Consider the following 18,521-nt stretch of genomic DNA (forward strand, 5'->3'; position numbering starts at 1 on the left):
AGACTTAACAGAAGCGCGGCGTGTCCGTGTAGTATCTTTTTGTAGAACGGGACGAACGCATGACGCAGGATATTTTTGGCCAAACAACGACCGTGGCTGCGGGCCCCGCTTTGGACGCGTGGAACAAGACACAATTGGCGTTTTTGGCGCACGGCGCTGCAACGCCTGTTCATTTGGGTGACGCGCTGAAGGCGGCACCCGATTTTGCGTTAGCGCAGGCCGTGAAGGGGATGTTCTACACGCTTTTGGGGCGCCGCGAGTTGATGGAAACCGCGATTGAAGCGCTCGCCGCCGCCCGTGCCGCCGCGCAAGCCACGCCGGTCAGCACCAGAGAACAGCATTTCATTGACGCATTGGCCTGTTGGGTTGTTGGACAACCAAAGGCCGCGCTGGTTCATTTTGAAGCCATCATTGCTGCAGCGCCGGACGATATTCTTGCAGTCAAACTTGATCACGCCACACGTTTTGTCGTCGGCGATAACGTCGGCATGCGCCAGATGCTGGAAAAGGTGATGCCTGCTTATGGTCCTGATCATCCGGGTCGCGGGTATTTGATGGGGTGCTACGCTTTTGCGTTGGAAGAAACCGGCGATTATTCCCGCGCGAAGTCGGTTGGTCGCGAAGGTATGCTGATTTCGCCTGACGATGCGTGGGGATTGCACGCGGTTGCCCACGTCCATGATATGACAGCGGATGCCGCAGGCGGGATCGAATGGCTGACAGGGCGTGAAAACGCGTGGTCCCATTGTAACAACTTCCGCTACCACGTGTGGTGGCACAAGGCGTTGATGCACTTGGATCTGGGCCAGCATGAAACCGTTTTGGACCTGTATGACCGTGAAATCCGTCAGGACAAAACGGATGACTACCGCGATATTTCTAACGCGACATCGCTCCTGTCTCGGTTGGAATTGGACGGGGTCAATGTCGGTGATCGCTGGGAAGAACTGGCTGATCTGTCGGCGAACCGTACTGAAGATGGCTGTCTGATCTTTGCTGATCTGCACTACATGCTCGCCCTTGTTGGCGACAACCGCGAAACCGAGATCGCGACGCTTTTGGGACGTTTGCACCGCGATGCATCCGAGAGCAAAAACGACATGCAAAAAGCCATGGCTGCGCCCGGCGTTGCCGCGGCCGTTGGGCTGGAGGCCTTTGGCGAGGCAGAATTTGACAAAGCCTTCGTCAATCTCGCCCGTGCGCGCAAAACCATGCAAGATGCCGGTGGGTCACATGCCCAGCGTGATGTTTTTGAACGATTAACTATCGACAGTGGTATTCGCGCTGGCTACTTGGACGAAGCCGAAGACATCCTTGCCGCCCGTACGATGCGTCGGAATGGCCACGAAGATGGCTATGCCGCTGCACGCCGGTCCTTGATTTCAAAGGGCCGTGCCGCCGCTGGTGTTGCTGCCCGTTTTCCGGCCCAATAAAACCGGATCCAAGGACACCCTTTGATGGCCACTGCCTCTTCTTCAATGCCCCCACGCGTGCGCGATCCGCGGCTCGATTTTTATCGCGGAATTGCGATGTTGATCATTTTCACGTCGCACACGCCCGGAAATTTCTGGGGCGACTGGATTCCCGGTCGTTTCGGATTTTCAGACGCGACAGAGATCTTCGTGTTCTGTTCGGGCATGGCATCAGCCATCGCGTTTGGCGGGAGTTATGACCGTCGCGGCTGGGTTTTGGGCACCGCGCGGGTGCTTTTCCGGTGTTGGCAGGTCTATTGGGCGCATATCTGTTTGTTCTTCGCTTTGGCGTTCATGCTGATCGCGCTCGACAGTTTCGGGTTCGAAAAGAACTACGTGAATAGTTTGAATCTTGGTCAGTTTTTCAACGGCACCAAGGACCACCTGTTCGGGTTACTGACCTTGACCTATGTTCCGAACTATTTCGACATTCTGCCGATGTATATTGCCATCCTGCTGATGATGCCGATCGTTATGGGGCTGGCGTCGGTGCATGTTGGTCTGGCTTTCGCGTTCTGTGCAGCCCTTTGGTTTATTGCGCAAACACGCATCATGATGATGCTTGGAATTGAACAATTTGCCGTATCCCTTCCCGCCTCTTTGACGAGCGATAGGCCGTGGTTTTTTAACCCGTTCGCCTGGCAATTGGTGTTTTTCACAGGTTTCGCGCTGGTGCGCGGTTGGATTCCACGCCCACCAGTGAACGTGGTGCTAGTGACGATCGCTGCGATTATCGTGCTTGGCATGATGACGCTATCGCACGTCGCGATACGCGAATGGGGGTTTAGCTGGGCCGGTGATTGGCGCCGTGCCAATCCGCATTTGGTGACAAAAACCGATTTCGGTCTAGCCCGTTACACCCATTTTCTGGCGCTTGCTTACCTCGCCTATGCGGTTGCGGGCGATGGTGGACGGCGTTTGATCGTCACGGGCCGTAACGTGTTTGCAAGGATCGGCGAAAGACTGATCGCGTTGCTGACGAAAGTCGGCCAACAATCGCTTGCCGTGTTTATCGTGTCGATGATGCTCTCGATTTTTGTAGGGGCGATCCTTACTGAAACAGGAACGACGGCTGATGATGTCACGGCCTTCAAGTCACACACGATGGTCGCTGCCGGAAATATTCTGGGATGGGCCTTCTTAGTGTTCATCGCCTACACCGCCGCTTGGTTCAAAAGCCAACCTTGGAGAAAGTCTGCAACAGGATGATTTCACGACGCGCTCTTCTTGCCAGCATGGCCGCTGCCGCCGCTTGTCCCGCATGGGCGAAGCCTGAATTGGTTATTGCGGAGGCCCCATTCACGCCCGACACTGTCGTCGATATGGCCCGCACGCTGGCCCAATCTGCGTATGAACCTGTGCCGCAAATCCCGCAGGAATGGCTTGATCTGACCTATGATCAGTTTGCCCACATCTGGTTCGATCCGCGCAACGGTATCTGGGTCGATGAAGATCGTCCGCTGAAAATGGACCTGTTCAACGCTGGCCTTTATGTCCCGCGTCCCGCGCAGGTGAACCTTGTCGAGGACGGTATGGCCAAGACGCTTGGCTTTGACATTAACCTGTTTGATACTACCGACGAATTCCCAGATCTGCCGATTGGCGATACGATGGGTTATTCTGGGTTTCGTCTGCGTGCCGCGCTGAACAGACCTGATATTTTTGAAGAGTTTGTGGTCTTCCAAGGTGCGTCCTATTTCCGCGCGATCGGGAACGGTCAAACCTACGGTCTATCCGCGCGTGGTCTTGCCTTGCGCACGGGCGATCCGAATGGCGAAGAATTCCCAGATTTCACGAAGTTCTGGATCGAAGCCGCGAAGCCCGGCGATACCGAATACGTCGTGCATGCCCTGCTGGATGGGCCGTCTACGACGGGTGCCTACACCTTCCGCATTGGTCATGGTGACGTTGGTGAATCGACCGTAATGGAGGTCGACGCAACGCTGTTTCCGCGTGTTGATCTGATGCATGTCGGGGTCGGTCCGCTGACGTCAATGTTCTTGTTTGATGAAACGAACCGGAACCGTTTTGATGATTTCCGCCCCGCCGTGCATGACAGCGAAGGTTTGCTGATCCTGAACGGTAACGGCGAAAAGATATGGCGGCCATTGGCGAATCCGACCCGCGTGCAGGTGTCGTCTTTCACCGATATGGACCCGCAGGGCTTTGGCCTGATGCAGCGGAACCGGACTGCAGACGATTACGCCGATCTTGAAGCCCATTACGAGAGCCGTCCGTCTTTGTGGATCACCCCGAAAGACGGTTGGGGAAAAGGCGTTGTGGAACTTGTTGAAATTCCAGCGGACAAGGAAATTTATGATAACATCGTCGCATACTGGCGTCCGTCTGAACCGTTGATGACGGGGTCCGAGCATCGCTTCAGCTACACGATGGCGTGGGGCGACGAACCGACAGGTCTGCCAGAGGTGGCGCGCGTGACGAACACCCGCGTTGGGAAAGGGTTCGACCAGGTCAAAACCGTCTTTGCCATCGATTTTACGGATCATCCGGATTTGCCTGACGACTTGGACGAGGTCAGCCTGACGATCAGGTCAAATACCGGAGAGATTTCGCCAGGAATATTGCAGCGCAATCCTGGCACTGGCGGCGTACGGCTTGCCTTTTCACTATTGCCGGGCGACGCGCAAGCCGTGGAAATGCGGGCGCAAATGCATGTGAACGGCACTCCTGTCAGCGAGGTATGGCTTTATAGATGGACGATCTAGACCGCCAGAACCAAGCCGGATGGATGCCATCCGAAGCTGCACGCGCGATGCCGATCCAGTCACTGGATCAGCCCTATCGGGATGCGACCGCCCCTGCGCAGGGCACGGCAAAGTCACGAACAGTTTGGTGGCGGGCAGCAACGTTTTTGCCAGCAATCGCAGCAACTTGCGCGTTAATCGCTGCCTTCACGGACTGGTTCGCGATGGACGGGTTTTCGGCCTTTGAAGGGGTCGTGATCGCCCTGATCGCCTTCACATTTTTCTGGATCGCACTGTCGGTCAGTACGTCGTTTCTTGGCGTGGCGAATTTGCTGTGGGCCCGCCCGCGCATTGCGCATGACGGTCCGGTGCCCGCGATGAAGGTCGCCTTGCTGATCCCCGTCTATAACGAAGATACCGCGGACGTGTTCGGCAACGCTGCCGCGATGTTGCAGGCCTTGGACGAACAAAAACACGTTCATAGCTTTGATTTGTTCATCCTGTCCGACACGCGTGACCCCGTGATCGCGGACCAAGAAGAACGCGCGTTTTTGGCACTGCGCGCCCAAATGGGTCTTGGCAGCGAAGTCTTTTATCGCCGCCGTATCGAAAACGTGGATCGTAAAGTCGGCAATCTGGCCGACTGGATCGAAAACTGGGGCGGCGCGTATGACGCCATGTTGGTGCTGGACGCCGACAGCTTGATGGCTGGCGAAGCGATTATCGGCCTGACCGATGCGTTGGCGTGTGATCCTTCGGCTGGGTTGATCCAATCGTTCCCGACATTGTTCGGCGCACAGTCCGTTTTCGGACGCGTCCAGCAGTTTTCGAACCGCGTTTATGGCGCTGCGTTGGCCGAAGGTTTGGCCAAATGGACCGACCGCGAAGGCAACTACTGGGGGCATAACGCGATCATCCGGTCGGCCGCGTTTGCGTCCTGCGCCGGTCTGCCAAAGGTGAAAAACCGTAAGGGCAACGGGCGCTTGATCCTATCCCACGACTTTATCGAAGCGGGGCTACTTCGTCGTGCTGGCTGGTCTGTTCGGTTCTTGCCGCGCATCGGCGGGTCCTATGAAGAAGTCCCAGCGACGTTGATTGACTATGTCCTACGCGACCGTCGCTGGTGTCAGGGCAACTTGCAGCATCTTGGTTTGCTGGGGTCCCGTGGATTTCACGCCGTGTCGCGGTTTCATTTAATCAGCGGCGCTATGGGTTACCTGATGTCGCCTGCATGGTTCGCCTTGCTGCTGGTGTGGGCGCTGGTCGGTAATGGCCAAGAAACAAATGCGATCCGCTATTTTTCCGGCTTTGATCCGCAGGTGAGCTGGCCGGTTATGTCGACCGCAAATTCGCTCGCGATCTTGGCATTTATGTACGGAATGCTGCTGGCGCCCAAACTGATGAGCGCCGCTGCGGCGTCACGTTCGGGCATCACGATGCGCGACATGGGCGGGCTGTTCCAGTTTTTGGGGTCTTTGATCGCCGAGATCATGCTGTCGATTTTGTACGCGCCGATCATGATGGTGCAGCAGACGATTGCAGTCCTTCGCACAGCGATCGGATATCAGGAGAAGTGGAACCCTCAGCAACGACGGGGCGGCACATATAGCCTTGGCGTGATGATCAAATTCCACATCGTTGAAACGATCATGGGGGCCGCGATGATCGCGGGCATGACCCAAGGTCTTGTCACGCTCTGGCTTTTGCCGATTGCGATCAGCCTAATTGGCGCTGTGCCGCTGTCGGCGCTGAGTGGTGTGAACCTTGGTGCGAAAGGCTGGTCCGGTCGGCAAATGGGGACGCCCGAGCACCTGAATGCCCCTCGCATCATCCGCGTGGCAATGGCGGAACGGCAGCGTTTTGCAGCTGTGCTGGCGACGCCTGAAAATGGCATCGCCGCTGAATAGATCAATCAGACAGCGCTTCGAACCAGTCTAGCATGTAGGTTGACCAACCACGCGGAATACCGTGACCGCCGGGATGCAAGACGAATTCAAGCGCCGTGCCCGCATCGCATTCCTCCCAAGTTCGCACCCAAAAATCACCTGATGTGTCAAAGGTGTCGGCCCGCAGTCCATCGCACCCATTTTCCGCGCGCCACAGGCCCATTGCATGCCACACATCCCCTTGCAGGATAGTGCCATTCCCCAACGGACGGCCTTCTAGCGGCACGGTTTTGTCTTTCCAGCCATGCGTATGCAGCAGTTGAACCGGCCCAGCGCAATCCACAGGGTGCGGTCGCCAAAAGCTGCCCCCAACGGGCGCATAGGCCGCAAACGCGGTCGGATCGTCACAGGCGATATAGCTGGTCATGGAACCACCAATCGAAAACCCACCAAGGATGATCGCATCGCGATCCACCCCAAACCGCGAAGCCGCGTCTTCAGCGACTTGCAGCAGAAACGCCATTTCGTTGCGTTGTTGCAGACGATCGGGGTGAAACGACCAACCGGGGCCAAAACGCGTGTTCTCGCGCTGCAAACCGTTCGGGCCAATGACGGCGTAACCGCGGCTGTTTAAATTGTCGGCCATGCCCCCAGACCGGGTCGAACCCGTGCCGGACCCGCCTGCACCGTGCAAGAACATCAGCGCGGGAATTGGACCATTCGCGGTGTCAGGCAGCGCGATGTGATAGGTGCCCAAAGGCACGTCGCATGGATCGGGGTCGGGGCCACACCCAGCCTGTGCCGTTGACCCAACAAGCGTCAAGCACAGCGCTGCAGCGCCTTTAGTTATCTGTGACAAGCGGCAATCCTCGCGCGATCCATCCCGGCCCTGCGGCCGAGCCTAACATCCCTTCGGGAATGTCGATGATGTTGGTGAAACCGGCTTGTATCAGTTGGTTCGATACCCGTGCCGACCGCACGCCACGGGCGCAAATCAACGCAACGGGCGCGTTCAGATCGCCGCCGGCCGCTGCTTGGACACGCGCCGCGAAATCATCGTCGCGTAGATCAATCCGGTGCGCGCCTTCCCCCGATCCCGTCCGCGCCCATTCATCAGGACGGCGGATATCGATCAGCGTGATTTCACCGCGCGCGGTCTGATCAAACGCCTCTGGGGCCGTGAGGATACCACCCGGGAAATCTTCGGTAATTGCGGAGTAGAACAGGTTTTGCCCGTCGGCGGCAACAAAACCACCAGCGGATAAAAGGACCAAAGCCCCGCCCCCAAGAAATGCACGTCTGTCCATGAATTAGCCTATATACTTTGAAATTATCGCGATGATTTCGTCATCCGAAAGCACCGGTGGGATCAACGTCAGTGTCGTTCCGTCGCCATCAAGCAGATAGATGAAGCTGCCATGCGCGTAGACCGGCCCGTATTCGGGGTCATCGAACAGGAACTCTTTTTCAACCGAAAAGGCGTCGTAGGCGACCTGCAGTTCAGCTTCGGTGCCGGTCAAGCCCACGAATGCGTCGTGGTAGGCTGTGAGCGCAGGACCCAGTGTATCGACAGTGTCTATTTCTGGATCAACGGTGATCATGATTGGGCGAACGATGTGTCCATCTGTCGCCAGTTCATCCGTGATATCAGCCATTTGCGGCAGCACTGACGAACAGATCTGCAAGCAATTCGCATAACCGAAGAACAATAATTGGGCGTGCCCGTTGGGGTCAATATGTGTGCGCTGCGCACCATTTTGATCCGTCAGCTCGTAAGCACCGCCGACCAAAAACGGCAGCCCCTGACCGGACGCCAACATGGGCATCAGCGCAAATAAGATGGCGAGACGATTCATTCTGGGAATACCACATCTTTCAGGGCTTCATCTTCGGCAATGCCAAGACCAAAATACCCTTCAGCTGCGATTTCAGATAAGACGCGCGGATCACGACGGAACCACGGGCCCCGTCCTGCAGCATCTGGATTTTCTTCCGCCCAGTTTTTCGTCCAGTTATTCGCCGTGACCCATTCGTCTTCGCCAACCCGCCTGATTTTCTGGACGAGGTAGATGTTCACCGCACCCAAGTCTTCATCGTAGATTTCCAAACCGTCAACTTCGACGTCTTGACCGCAGTAGGGCAGCAGTTCGACAGTCGCACCGGAAAAAACGGTTTGACTGTTTTTGTTTGGGTAGACCAAGACACCATCAACGCTACGCAGCAGACCTAACTGGCGTCGTCCATCACCGCAGTTGTCCGTGCATTGCCCCGCGACCTCGCACAACAGATCGACGACCGTTGCTTCGAAACGCGCTGGATATTCGGCATATAGGTTCCAAGATCGTGCTTCTGATCCTTCTTCGAAATTGACATCTTGCGCCAATGCAGGCGCCGCGAGGAACGTGTTCAGGACGAGTATAGACTTCCACATCTTAACGGTCCCCTTCCGGAATGGCGAAAGGCGGAACCGTTCCGTAGCCTTCGGCGTTAAAGACTTGAATATCAAAGTCTTCTACCACTTCTTCGACCACCAAATAATTCAGGCCATCACGTTCATACAGCATCCCGTCAGCCGTGACGGTGTGACTGGCAAGGCGCAGTTGGGTGTCACCACCCGCGCTTCCGTCGTCGTCTTCGATCTTGAGAACCATGTAGACGGTGCCATCATCGCCGAGCAAACCAACAGGGATCCCCCCCGCCGAACACCACAAGGCACAGGTGTGGTGCGCGGTGCCAACGACGGCGTCAGGACCACCCATCACGCCCGAAAAATAGCACCACGTATCCATTATTTCGCCGGTGATTTGGACACGTTTGCCTTCATCAGCGGCGGCGGCAGGGCCAGCTATAACGGCCAGAAGCGCGGCTAGCTTTTGGATATGTTTCATATTGGGCTCCTGCTGCGATGCGGTTGTCAGCAGTGTACCCTAGGTCAGCCCATGAAAAGCAAGTCACAACAGAGTGACGCCAGCCTTTTCCATCCCGGACTTTGCGGCATCCAAGGACCCGTCAAAGTCGATCGCGCGGCAAAGCGACGTATTCACAGTGACTTTATAACCAAGCTGCGCCGCATCAACCGCGGAGAAATTCACGCAAAAATCAGTCGCAAGGCCAACCATCACAAGATCATTGATGCCACGTGTTTGCAGATACCCGTGCAGACCCGTTGGCGTTTCATGGTCGTTCTCAAAAAACGCAGAATAGCTGTCGATGGCCGGATTGTACCCTTTACGAATGATCAAATCCGCCGCATTCGTGTTCAAATCCTTATGAAATGCAGCGCCGTCGGTGCCCTGAATACAGTGATCCGGCCACAAAACTTGGGGGCCGTAAGGCATGTCCATCATGCTCATCGGGGCCGCGTCGTGCGTCGAAGCAAAGGACGAATGGCCTGCGGGATGCCAGTCTTGCGTCAAGACTACCGCACCGAAATCCTGCATCAGCGCATTGATACCGGGCACGATAAGGTCGCCTTCGGCCACGGCGAGCGCACCACCCGGGCAAAAATCATTTTGTACGTCGATCACGATGAGGGCTTGCATGGCTATTCCTTTAAAACTTGCGCGGATTTTGACCGATTTGAACAAAAAAGTCACCCACGGCCCGACGGCTTTTCAGGTGAATGACGGTCAAATGGGGATGTTCGGCGATCAGGCGCAACAGGCGCACCCGATGGGACTTGCGCGTATCCCAGATCCATTTCCAAAAGGCGGCTGTGTCGCGATCAATCCGTTCGGGACAGTTTGGTGCGGAATCAGGGCGCGTTTTGCCGTAAGACGTGAACAGACGTTTTAAAACCCGCCAGAACCGAAGGCCGACAGGCAGGTCGATCCAGACAAGCGTATCGGCATTGGCGGCGCGATTGTCATAAGTCGCCGACATCCCCCCTTCAAAAATCCAAGCGTCTTTTGCCTCAATTTCGTTGGCCAGCTTAACCTTTTCGGACATCGGTTGTGGCACCCAGCCCGGCATGTGATGTATCTGATCCATATGAAAAACAGGGAGATCAGTCGCCTGTCCCAGCGCGCGAGCAAGCGTGCTTTTACCTGACCCCGGCCCGCCGTTAATCATCACGCGTCGCATAGAGCGGACCGTTCTTTGTGGGTCAAAATCTATCATGAGGCGAACATGCCTTTCAATTTTTCGACGCACAAGACCAACAGGGCTTGGCAGTCCACGTTGATTGATTTATCGCCGCGTTTTTCGGCAATGGAGCGGCACATGTTCCCCCAAACACTTGGCATTGATTTTGGCACCTCCAACACCGCTGCAGGCGTGATGGCGGGTGATCGCCCTTACCTGATTGAAGTCGAACCAGGGCAAACGACCCTGCCCACATCGGTGTTTTTCGACACACAACGCAAGGTGACGACCTACGGGTCTGCCGCCAATGCCGCGCTGATCGACGGACGCGAGGGCCGTTTTATGCGTGCGTTGAAATCTGTACTTGGCACACCGTTGATGCGCGAACGCCGTCAGGTTGCCTATGAAACGCTGACCTTGATTGAGGTGGTCGCACGTTTTCTACGCACGATCCGCGAACGCGCCGAAAAAGCGACCGGATTGTCGTTAAAGCATGCGGTGTCCGGTCGCCCTGTTTTATTTCATTCCAAAGATGCCGCCCGCAATGAACAAGCCTTGGTGGACCTGCGCGAAGCATACGGGATCGCAGGCTTTGATAGCGTTGAGTTTTTGTTCGAACCAGAGGCCGCCGCACTTGCCGCGGGGGCGACCAAAGGTCTTGGGCTGATTGTAGATATTGGCGGCGGGACGTCCGATTTTTCGATCTTCACGCGCGAACACGATGAAACCAAAATCATCGCGTCACATGGCGTCCGTGTTGGCGGAACGGATTTTGACAAGTCAATCAGCCTTGCGCGTGTAATGCCACTGCTTGGGCGCGGTGCAGAAATCCGTAATGATATGGGACCGGGCACCTACATTGCCCCCAATGCGATCTATAACGACTTGGCCAGTTGGGAAAAAATTCCTTTTCAATACAATGCGGACACCCGCAGGATGGCGACCGTTTTTGCGAAACAGGGCGTAGACAAAGCGCTTTTTCAGCGGCTGTTCGACACGCTGGATCTAGAACTGGGGCACGACATCGCTTTTGCCGTGGAACGCGGCAAAATCATGGTAAACAAGCCCGACGCGTCGGACGCAGCGATTGATCTGTCTGTGCTGGAATCCAATCTGCGGGCCAAAATGACCAACACGCTTCTACGCGATACGCTGTCGGACCATGGCGCAGCGATCCGACAATGCGCGATCGAAACGCTTCAACGTGCGGACATCACGCCGGACAAAATAAACAGCGTTGTCTTCGTCGGTGGGTCAAGCTTGATGCATGTCGTTCGCGATGAAATGCAGGGCCTGTTCCCCGACGCGCGTTTCGTTGATTCCGAAGCATTTACAGCCGTTGCAAGTGGTCTGGCCATCGCGGCCGCCGCAGCCGACGGACGGCGCTAAGGTCTTATTGTTAACGCTTTGAACGACATACAGCGTTTCGGCATGCATGCTCTTGCCCCTTGCGCTGGACAGGCGTAATCCAAAGTTATGTATATCGTCGCTGCCCTATATCACTTCACCCGCTTCGCTGATCCCAAGGCGTTGCGTGAACCATTACTGGAATTGTGCAAAACGCACGGAATCGGCGGCACATTGTTGCTGGCCCATGAAGGCGTGAACGGCACGATTGCCGGAACCCGTGCCGGCATCGATGCCGTGCTCACACATTTGCGCGGACTACCTGGTTGCGCCGATCTTGAGCACAAAGAAAGCCTATCTGACACGCCGCCTTTCAATCGCATGAAAGTCCGTCTCAAGCGCGAGATTGTGACCATGGGCCAACCCGATGTCGACCCGCTGGCGGGCACCGGCCACTACGTCGATCCTTCAGATTGGAACGCATTGATCACGTCGCCCGATGTCGCAGTTATTGATACACGTAACGATTACGAAGTGGGCATTGGAACGTTTGAAGGTGCCATTGACCCTGAAACAAAAAGCTTCGGTGAATTTCCAGCATGGTGGGAAGAAAACAAGGAACGCTTTCATAACAAGAAAATCGCGATGTTCTGCACGGGCGGCATTCGGTGTGAAAAGTCTACAAATTTCCTAATTGGTCAAGGTGTGGAGGATGTTTACCACCTTAAGGGCGGAATCCTAAAATACCTTGAAGAGGTCCCTAAAGAAGAAAGCACTTGGGACGGAGAGTGTTTTGTTTTTGACGCGCGGGTTAGCGTCGGGCACGGGTTAGTAGAAGGCCCACATATGCTCTGTTATGCATGCCGCCGCCCGATTCTGCCTGAAGATAAGAACCGCGCCGAATACGAAGAAGGGGTGTCGTGCCACCAGTGCTTCAATGAAAAATCGGAAGACGATAAAGAACGTTTCCGCGAAAGACAGAAACAGGTGGCTTTGGCGCGGTTGCGCGGTGAGAAACACATGGGTAGCCTGTAGTTGCATACCTTTTGGGCAACCCCGCCAAAGATGGTCCACTTCAAACGATTAACACTATTATGGCTGGAACAGGGCAAGTTAACGCAGGGCCTGTCGCGTTCGATAATCGGTAAAATGATCCACAAGTTGGCGCAATTGCGCTCATACTACGTGCCTTCTGGCAATTTACGCGAAATTAGCGGACAATAAATTCAGCGTGCAATGCTCCGCTTGCCTTGATGCTTTTTAAGATGTCGATCATGTCGCGCGGCGCAACGCCCAGCGCATTTAGACCAGCCACAACTTCGCTTAACGAAGTGCCTTCACGAATCTCTGCAAGCCCAATACCCGGCTCTTCTTCGATCCCAGCATTTGTGCGCGGGACAACAACGGTCTCACCTGGCGAAAACGGATTTGGTTGCGAGACCAGTGGTGCTTCTTCAATTCGTAGCGTCAATCCACCCTGACTGACAGCGACACGACTGATCCTAACGTCATCTCCCATTACGATCGTACCTGATCTTTGGTCAACGACCACACGCGCACGCCGTTCAGGTTCGACCATTACATTCTCGATACGTCCCAAAGCGTGTGCGGGCGACCTTGCATGCGTACCGGCAATATCAATCCGGACGGTTCCCGCATCCAGCATGACAGCCACGGGATTCCCAAAAGTCGCGTTGATCGCCTGTTCGATGCGGGCAGCTGTCGTAAAATCCGGCGTTCGGAGCGCAAGACGTAAACTGGTGAGCCCCGCGAAATCGAAATCAACTTCTCGTTCGATAATAGCCCCGGACGGAACGACCCCCGCTGTCGGGACGCCCTGCGTTACACGCGCACCTTGTCCCTCGGCGGTCACGCCCCCCGCAATAATTGTACCTTGGGCAACCGCGTAGATCTCGCCATCAGCCGCATTCAATGGCGTCATGATCAAAGTCCCACCAAGAAGGCTTGTCGCGTCCCCAATTGCAGACACAGTCACATCCATCGGACTGCCGGCCCGTGCAAATGGCGGAAGACTTGCGGTGACGAGAACTGCTGCGACATTCTTTGGCCGGAACTGTTCACCTGTAACGTTGACGCCAAGCCGTTCTAGGATGTTCGTCATAATGTCTTCGGTAAACGGCGCGTTTCGCAAGCCATCTCCCGTCCCATTCAAGCCAACGACCAAGCCATAGCCCAACAAATCGTTCGATCGCACACCATCGAATTCTACTAAATCTTTCAACCGGATAGGTGTGGCCGCCGTAGCAACCGGCACGAATATACAAATTGACCAAATTAGAATGCGCTTGAGGAAGATCAACGTAAATACTCCGACAGGCTTAGTCGGGACAAGCGCGCCGTCATCGCATAGTGTGTTTCAAGTTGCAGCTGTACTGCTTGCAATTCCGAAGCCGTATCAAACGGGTCTGCCTGCATGATTAGATTGCGCGCAATATTTAGCGCGGCTTGCTCTGCACTTTGTGCCACCGAAATCCTTTCGACTTCTTCTTCTGCGTACCCCAGACGCCCTTGAATTCCCGCGACGTCACTTGCGGCGGATTGCAATTGAAGTCCCGCTTCAAACAACAAGCTAGTCTTGACCGACTTGTCTAGCCCCGGGATGTCGTCAACAAGGGCGGCAATAACGGCGCCTTTCAGCACAGATTTGATGCCGTCGTCGTCTGCTCTAGCTTCGATCGCAATTTTACTGTCGCCGTCCAATCGTTTTTGCTGCTGCGCACCCGTATCGCCAGTGTAACCAAGGGTGGCAAAGCCGCCCGCCGGGTCGTCGAACCACGTGTCCACGGTGGATAGTATCGTCGCGGCATACGTTGCCCCCCCGATTTGTGTAACTATGTCCGCCAACATGGCATCAGACGACGTCAAGGCGGCCTGATCAAAGGCAGTTCCAGCGAATAGGCTATCGTCACCGAGTTTGGTGTTCAGTGTAGTGACCAATCCGTCTAGGCGGGAACGTCCTGCCGCAGCGGCTTGCGTGACTTGAAAATCGGGACTGTCAGGCGTGATCGGCAATAGCTGATCAGCAAGAGCGCCGCGCTGCGCATCAAAGTTGTTTAGAGCGGTTTGCATCGCGGAAAGCGTAAGTTGGGCTTCCTTCGCAACAAAGGCTTGCGACGAAAGGACTTTCAAACGGTTGTCGATTGCACTGAAACGGGATGAATCCCCGTTTGTGGCTTTCACCTTATCGCTTTTCTCACCACTGCTTAGCTCATTCACGAGGGTATTGAGAGTTGTTTTGATGGACAGATTTTGGCGCGCTTGTTGGAATTGACGGACGCCATCGCCGAGAGATGCGTAATTCATTTTAAATCTCCATTAAGCGTGACATCATGGCGTCAAGCGTTTGCAATACACGTGCATTTGCCGCGTAGGATTGTTCTATTCTCAAGAGATTTTGAAGTTCTTGATCACTGTCAACACCACCGGCGAGCTCTGCTGTTTTGAGGCTGTCGAATCGGGCCGTTTCGAAGCCAAGGGTTTCTTCGGCATCCAAACGTAGGCGCCCCACGGTATTGATGTGATCACTTGCGTGACCAACGGCGCTGCGCGCTGTTCCCCCGCCGATAAGCGCGACGGGATCTTGTAACGCACCCAACCAGCTGTCGATCTGAGCGTTGTTGCCTACTGGACCCAAAACGGTCGCGTTCACACCATCGCGCAAGCGCGAGAGCGCACCGCCCTGCGCCGGGTCAATGTTCGTGTTTACGGTCAAGCGCGCCGCAAGCCCACCGATGTCCAAGGGATCAAAGGCAGCACCCCGATCCGTGAAAAGACCCGGGTCACCGACAGTTAATGTTGGGTCCGTTGATGAGGATACAAATCGTTGGATCAAATCGGCAGCCATTTCGTCCAGACCAGTTTGAAGTCCGGTCAAAGTCTGGTCCCTTAAAACAAAAGCTGCTTCTAGAGAGCCACCTTTCATCCGTCCGTATCCGTTTCCTAGATCAAGAGGATCGCCATTGAGTGTGACGCCAGCCAAAGCCCCCGACGCCAAAGTCATATCCGCGACGATCGTCCCGACCGGAGAGAAACCAAAATTTGCGGGCGATCCATCAATCAGCGCAACGCCGCTTTTTGTATAAAGCGCCACCTGGCCCCGTCCCCTATCAATTTCAGTGAGAGGGACAATTGAGGTGATTTTATCGATCGCCGTCTGGCGCGCATCAATCGCTGCAGAAGGATCATTCCCCGACCCAATCAACCGCGTGACATCTGCATTCAGTTTTTCGACCTGTTTGAGAGTTGTATTGAGAGTTTCAACATCAGATGCGATGGCTTTGTCGGCGTCCTGGCGTTGCGTTTGGATTGCGTCGGAATCCGATCGCATCGCGGTTGTTACGTCTTCGAGACGCGACAAAACCGTTTGAAGACGCTGCTCAGACGCAGGGTTGCTGCTGGCGCTGATCAACGATTGTTCCAGAGCAGCTATGCGACCTGCGACCCCACTTGGATCACCCACAGGTCCGAATGCTTGCTCTAGCTGCGACAACGCCGTCGCGCCGCGCTGCTGAGCGCCAACATCAGCTTCCGCATTACGCCGTTCCCGCAAAGCGCCCGCGTCCACAAGACGGGAGACTCCGTCTATTTTGACACCCCCAAGGATGCCCGACGAAAGCGTCAGTTCACGCTTTCCATATCCGTCGGTCAAAGCATTCGACAGATTGGAAGACACGACTTCTGCCATGCGTGCAGAGGCGGTTAAACCACCAGATGCGATGTTAAAGGCGCTGGAAATAGCCATGTCTTCATCCTTTCAAGGAAGGGTTAGCGTTTAATATTTGTGGTTTCTTGCAGCATTTCGTCCACGGTCTGGATGACCTTTGCGTTTGACGAATAGGCCCGCTGCGTCTGAATCAATTGCGTCAGTTCGCCTGCAACATCCGTGGCCGATTCTTCGCGCGCGAAGCTGACGACATCACCGGTTGGCCCGTCCCCCGCGTCCCAAAGGAAGAAACTGCCGCTGTCAGGGGACACCCGATAGCTTTGTTGATCCAACGCTTCCAATCCGTTCACGTTGGACACATCCACAAGTGGCACTTGATACAAGACCCGATTGATACCGCTGTCGAAGGACGCCCGCACGAACCCGTTGGCGTCCACATCAATGGCAGTCAGGCTACCAACGGCGGACCCGTTTTTGGAAATGGACGTTGGTGCAAATGTATCAGACAATTGGGTCAAGCCAGTCGCGCTGCCCAGTGTTCCGACGGTCAATTCTAACGGCCCACCCGCGACGGCAAGCGTCACTGACCCCGTTGCAGGATCATAGGGCGCGGTCCCAAGGTTGTCAGTCACATTGAGTAGCGTACCGCCGCCCGCGCGCGAAGGATCAAAGTCTAGCTGGTAGTCCCCAACAAGCGTACCACCAGAAGCCGAATCGAAAATCTGTAGCTGCCATTCGTTCGCTGTGCCTGTTGCGGGCACCGTCGGGCTGAATGTCATGGTCAGGTTTGCCGACTTGCCGAGGTTATCAAAGTATTCGATCGATAGGGTTTCAGCGCCTGTGGTTGACCCTGCTTCTGTAGATGTCGCGGGAAGATTTACGGCAAGGTCTACTTCGGTCGTTGGTTCGCCCGCGAATTGGTTGCTGTTGATCTTGATCGGTTCAAGCCCGTCCACAGAATCGCGCGGTTGCGTCGGGATCGTGCCATCTGCATTTGCGGCCCACCCCAGCAGGACAAGACCCGCCGGACTGCGCAAATATCCTTCTTCATCAGCCCTGAACGACCCTGTTGTCGCGAGCAATAGCGGGTTTTCACCGTTCCCAACCTGAACTGACGCCTCTGTGGTTACAGGCAACATGCCCCGACCACGCACGGCCAAATCTGTGGAGTTCGATGTCGACACCAGCGATCCGCGTTCATCCACCAAACGCCCGGTCGTGGTGCGTACGCCGCCTGCCGTGTAACGGCTATTGCTGTCAGAGATCACCAAAGACTGAAAATCAGTCACGGCCCGTTTATACCCAAACGTCGAAGAGTTCGCGATGTTGTCCGAAATTGTGGCCAACCGCGTGGCATTGGCGGATAACCCCGCAACACCAGCGTTGAGGGAAGAGGAAATCGTCATATCGGGGCCTTTCTGCTTCAGGAATGACTGCTTCCTTTCACGCCTATCCGATTTCCCCTTAACGCCCCCCTAATGCCGCAAATTTTAGATATCACTTCTGAGAACGATGATTTCGATCCGGTTGTTTCGGACATCGGTACGGTCATCGGCGACGGGATCACGGTCCGCTTCACCGGTGGTCCGCATGATCTTTTGCGGATTGTACCCATCCGCTTCGAGGAGTTCGCGCATTTTCGTCGCCCGTGACGTCGACAATTCCCAAACCGAATTATCGCGCACGACAATGGGTTGGGTCCGCACATGGCTTTGAATTGCGAGCGGATTATCAACGATTGGTATAATGTCCGCGAGGATTTTGGCGATGTCATAGGCCACAGGCATCGGTTCGTCCGTGCCTTCTACAAACAATGACGCATCGGGTAGGTCGTAGAATTCAATCACCAGACCTTCATCAGTTTGACGTGTCACAATGTGACGCAAAGCGAGTTCTGCAATGATGCTTTCGCCACCGCGTCCCATCAGTTCTTCTTCAAGGTTTTCAAGCGCTTTCACCATCGCCTGTTCTTCGCCGCCTGCTTGCGCCTCGTCAGGGGTTTCGGCTGAATTAATCTCTTCGCCGGAATGCCGCATGCTGGCGCCTTCCCCGTCTTTTTGCAGGTTGTCTTGAGAGGTCGTGCTGTCGCCACCGAACATGCCATCACCACCACCAGAGGTTTTGTTGATTGTCACAGTCGGCGCAAAATAATCAGCTAGGCCAGCGCGTTGTTGTTCGCTGGATGCGTTCAGCAGCCACATCAACATGAAGAACGCCATCATCGCGGTCACGAAGTCGGCATAGGCCACTTTCCACGCGCCGCCGTGATGACCTCCGCCTTGAATGACCTTCTTTTTCTTAATGATGATCGGACGGTTATCGCCTGCTGCTGCGCTCATTTTGT

The 18,521-nt window shown here is 55.4% G+C and carries 18 protein-coding genes; 6 read left to right on the forward strand and 12 right to left on the reverse strand.

The features are described 5' to 3' along the window. The first annotated feature begins 59 nt into the window (after positions 1 to 59). The 4 genes from MWU61_RS08180 to mdoH are packed head-to-tail and all read left to right on the forward strand — an operon-like array spanning position 60 to position 6,084. Positions 60 to 1,433: a tetratricopeptide repeat protein gene (locus MWU61_RS08180; RefSeq protein WP_247127822.1), complete on the forward strand. Its 1,374-nt coding sequence runs from the start codon at positions 60 to 62 to the stop codon at positions 1,431 to 1,433. Positions 1,434 to 1,457: 24 nt separating this feature from the next. After that, on the forward strand, positions 1,458 to 2,681 hold the full coding sequence (locus MWU61_RS08185) for an OpgC domain-containing protein (RefSeq protein ID WP_247127823.1): 1,224 nt from the start codon (positions 1,458 to 1,460) through the stop codon (positions 2,679 to 2,681). Next, positions 2,678 to 4,198 carry a glucan biosynthesis protein G gene (locus MWU61_RS08190; protein ID WP_247127824.1) on the forward strand — a complete coding sequence of 507 codons (1,521 nt, stop codon included), beginning with the start codon at positions 2,678 to 2,680 and terminating at the stop codon, positions 4,196 to 4,198. The genes MWU61_RS08185 and MWU61_RS08190 overlap by 4 nt, the downstream gene beginning before the upstream one ends. Beyond that, a complete protein-coding gene (gene mdoH / locus MWU61_RS08195) occupies positions 4,186 to 6,084 on the forward strand; it encodes a glucans biosynthesis glucosyltransferase MdoH (RefSeq protein ID WP_247127825.1) in 1,899 nt (632 codons plus the stop codon). Before MWU61_RS08190 ends, mdoH begins: the two co-directional genes overlap by 13 nt. Position 6,085: 1 nt before the next feature. Here the strand turns inward: mdoH and MWU61_RS08200 are convergent, their stop codons facing one another. From MWU61_RS08200 to MWU61_RS08230, 7 genes are all read right to left on the reverse strand, one after another. After that, positions 6,086 to 6,922: a PHB depolymerase family esterase gene (locus tag MWU61_RS08200; RefSeq protein ID WP_247127826.1), complete on the reverse strand. Its 837-nt coding sequence runs from the start codon at positions 6,920 to 6,922 to the stop codon at positions 6,086 to 6,088. Beyond that, on the reverse strand, positions 6,906 to 7,370 hold the full coding sequence (locus MWU61_RS08205) for a rhodanese-like domain-containing protein (protein WP_247127827.1): 465 nt from the start codon (positions 7,368 to 7,370) through the stop codon (positions 6,906 to 6,908). Before MWU61_RS08205 ends, MWU61_RS08200 begins: the two co-directional genes overlap by 17 nt. Before the next feature lie 3 nt (positions 7,371 to 7,373). Then, positions 7,374 to 7,919 carry an SCO family protein gene (locus tag MWU61_RS08210; protein ID WP_247127828.1) on the reverse strand — a complete coding sequence of 182 codons (546 nt, stop codon included), beginning with the start codon at positions 7,917 to 7,919 and terminating at the stop codon, positions 7,374 to 7,376. Beyond that, positions 7,916 to 8,494 (reverse strand): hypothetical protein, encoded by a 579-nt coding sequence (locus MWU61_RS08215; RefSeq protein ID WP_247127829.1) that lies wholly within the window; start codon positions 8,492 to 8,494, stop codon positions 7,916 to 7,918. The genes MWU61_RS08210 and MWU61_RS08215 overlap by 4 nt, the downstream gene beginning before the upstream one ends. Position 8,495: 1 nt before the next feature. Then, entirely contained in the window at positions 8,496 to 8,951 is a 456-nt protein-coding gene (locus MWU61_RS08220) for a hypothetical protein (protein WP_247127830.1), read from the reverse strand. Between the two features lie 63 nt (positions 8,952 to 9,014). Next, positions 9,015 to 9,605, reverse strand: coding sequence for a bifunctional nicotinamidase/pyrazinamidase (gene pncA / locus MWU61_RS08225; protein WP_247127831.1), 591 nt, complete (start codon positions 9,603 to 9,605; stop codon positions 9,015 to 9,017). 10 nt (positions 9,606 to 9,615) lie between these two features. Further along, positions 9,616 to 10,146, reverse strand: coding sequence for an AAA family ATPase (locus MWU61_RS08230; RefSeq protein ID WP_247127832.1), 531 nt, complete (start codon positions 10,144 to 10,146; stop codon positions 9,616 to 9,618). 138 nt (positions 10,147 to 10,284) lie between these two features. Between MWU61_RS08230 and MWU61_RS08235 the strand changes: the two genes are divergently transcribed. Then, a complete protein-coding gene (locus MWU61_RS08235) occupies positions 10,285 to 11,535 on the forward strand; it encodes an Hsp70 family protein (RefSeq protein WP_247127833.1) in 1,251 nt (416 codons plus the stop codon). A gap of 87 nt (positions 11,536 to 11,622) precedes the next feature. After that, entirely contained in the window at positions 11,623 to 12,528 is a 906-nt protein-coding gene (locus MWU61_RS08240; protein ID WP_247127834.1) for a rhodanese-related sulfurtransferase, read from the forward strand. A 175-nt stretch (positions 12,529 to 12,703) separates the two neighbouring features. On the opposite strand, the gene MWU61_RS08245 is transcribed toward MWU61_RS08240, so the two are convergent. The 5 genes from MWU61_RS08245 to MWU61_RS08265 all read right to left on the reverse strand — a co-directional run bounded on the left by MWU61_RS08245 (position 12,704) and on the right by MWU61_RS08265 (position 18,516). Further along, positions 12,704 to 13,795, reverse strand: coding sequence for a flagellar basal body P-ring protein FlgI (locus tag MWU61_RS08245; RefSeq protein ID WP_247128123.1), 1,092 nt, complete (start codon positions 13,793 to 13,795; stop codon positions 12,704 to 12,706). Positions 13,796 to 13,809: 14 nt separating this feature from the next. Continuing rightward, on the reverse strand, positions 13,810 to 14,817 hold the full coding sequence (locus tag MWU61_RS08250; RefSeq protein WP_247127835.1) for a flagellin: 1,008 nt from the start codon (positions 14,815 to 14,817) through the stop codon (positions 13,810 to 13,812). 1 nt (position 14,818) lies between these two features. Next, positions 14,819 to 16,255: a flagellar hook-associated protein FlgK gene (gene flgK / locus MWU61_RS08255; RefSeq protein WP_247127836.1), complete on the reverse strand. Its 1,437-nt coding sequence runs from the start codon at positions 16,253 to 16,255 to the stop codon at positions 14,819 to 14,821. Between the two features lie 23 nt (positions 16,256 to 16,278). Continuing rightward, entirely contained in the window at positions 16,279 to 17,583 is a 1,305-nt protein-coding gene (locus MWU61_RS08260) for a flagellar hook-basal body complex protein (protein ID WP_247127837.1), read from the reverse strand. Between the two features lie 84 nt (positions 17,584 to 17,667). Beyond that, complete coding sequence (locus MWU61_RS08265; RefSeq protein ID WP_247127838.1) at positions 17,668 to 18,516, reverse strand: flagellar motor protein MotB; 849 nt, start codon at positions 18,514 to 18,516, stop codon at positions 17,668 to 17,670. Positions 18,517 to 18,521: the final 5 nt, after the last annotated feature.

This window comes from Loktanella sp. F6476L (assembly GCF_023015725.1).
Taxonomy (GTDB): Bacteria; Pseudomonadota; Alphaproteobacteria; order Rhodobacterales; family Rhodobacteraceae; genus Yoonia.

Bases quoted from the DNA above. Each gene is read 5' to 3' on its own strand.
- MWU61_RS08180 (WP_247127822.1), top strand. From the start codon at position 60: ATGACGCAGGATATTTTTGGCCAAACAACGACCGTGGCTGCGGGCCCC.
- MWU61_RS08185 (WP_247127823.1), top strand. From the start codon at position 1,458: ATGGCCACTGCCTCTTCTTCAATGCCCCCACGCGTGCGCGATCCGCGG.
- MWU61_RS08190 (WP_247127824.1), top strand. From the start codon at position 2,678: ATGATTTCACGACGCGCTCTTCTTGCCAGCATGGCCGCTGCCGCCGCT.
- mdoH (WP_247127825.1), top strand. From the start codon at position 4,186: ATGGACGATCTAGACCGCCAGAACCAAGCCGGATGGATGCCATCCGAA.
- MWU61_RS08205 (WP_247127827.1), bottom strand. From the start codon at position 7,370: ATGGACAGACGTGCATTTCTTGGGGGCGGGGCTTTGGTCCTTTTATCC.
- MWU61_RS08210 (WP_247127828.1), bottom strand. From the start codon at position 7,919: ATGAATCGTCTCGCCATCTTATTTGCGCTGATGCCCATGTTGGCGTCC.
- MWU61_RS08215 (WP_247127829.1), bottom strand. From the start codon at position 8,494: ATGTGGAAGTCTATACTCGTCCTGAACACGTTCCTCGCGGCGCCTGCA.
- MWU61_RS08220 (WP_247127830.1), bottom strand. From the start codon at position 8,951: ATGAAACATATCCAAAAGCTAGCCGCGCTTCTGGCCGTTATAGCTGGC.
- pncA (WP_247127831.1), bottom strand. From the start codon at position 9,605: ATGCAAGCCCTCATCGTGATCGACGTACAAAATGATTTTTGCCCGGGT.
- MWU61_RS08230 (WP_247127832.1), bottom strand. From the start codon at position 10,146: ATGCGACGCGTGATGATTAACGGCGGGCCGGGGTCAGGTAAAAGCACG.
- MWU61_RS08235 (WP_247127833.1), top strand. From the start codon at position 10,285: ATGTTCCCCCAAACACTTGGCATTGATTTTGGCACCTCCAACACCGCT.
- MWU61_RS08240 (WP_247127834.1), top strand. From the start codon at position 11,623: ATGTATATCGTCGCTGCCCTATATCACTTCACCCGCTTCGCTGATCCC.
- MWU61_RS08250 (WP_247127835.1), bottom strand. From the start codon at position 14,817: ATGAATTACGCATCTCTCGGCGATGGCGTCCGTCAATTCCAACAAGCG.
- flgK (WP_247127836.1), bottom strand. From the start codon at position 16,255: ATGGCTATTTCCAGCGCCTTTAACATCGCATCTGGTGGTTTAACCGCC.
- MWU61_RS08260 (WP_247127837.1), bottom strand. From the start codon at position 17,583: ATGACGATTTCCTCTTCCCTCAACGCTGGTGTTGCGGGGTTATCCGCC.
- MWU61_RS08265 (WP_247127838.1), bottom strand. From the start codon at position 18,516: ATGAGCGCAGCAGCAGGCGATAACCGTCCGATCATCATTAAGAAAAAG.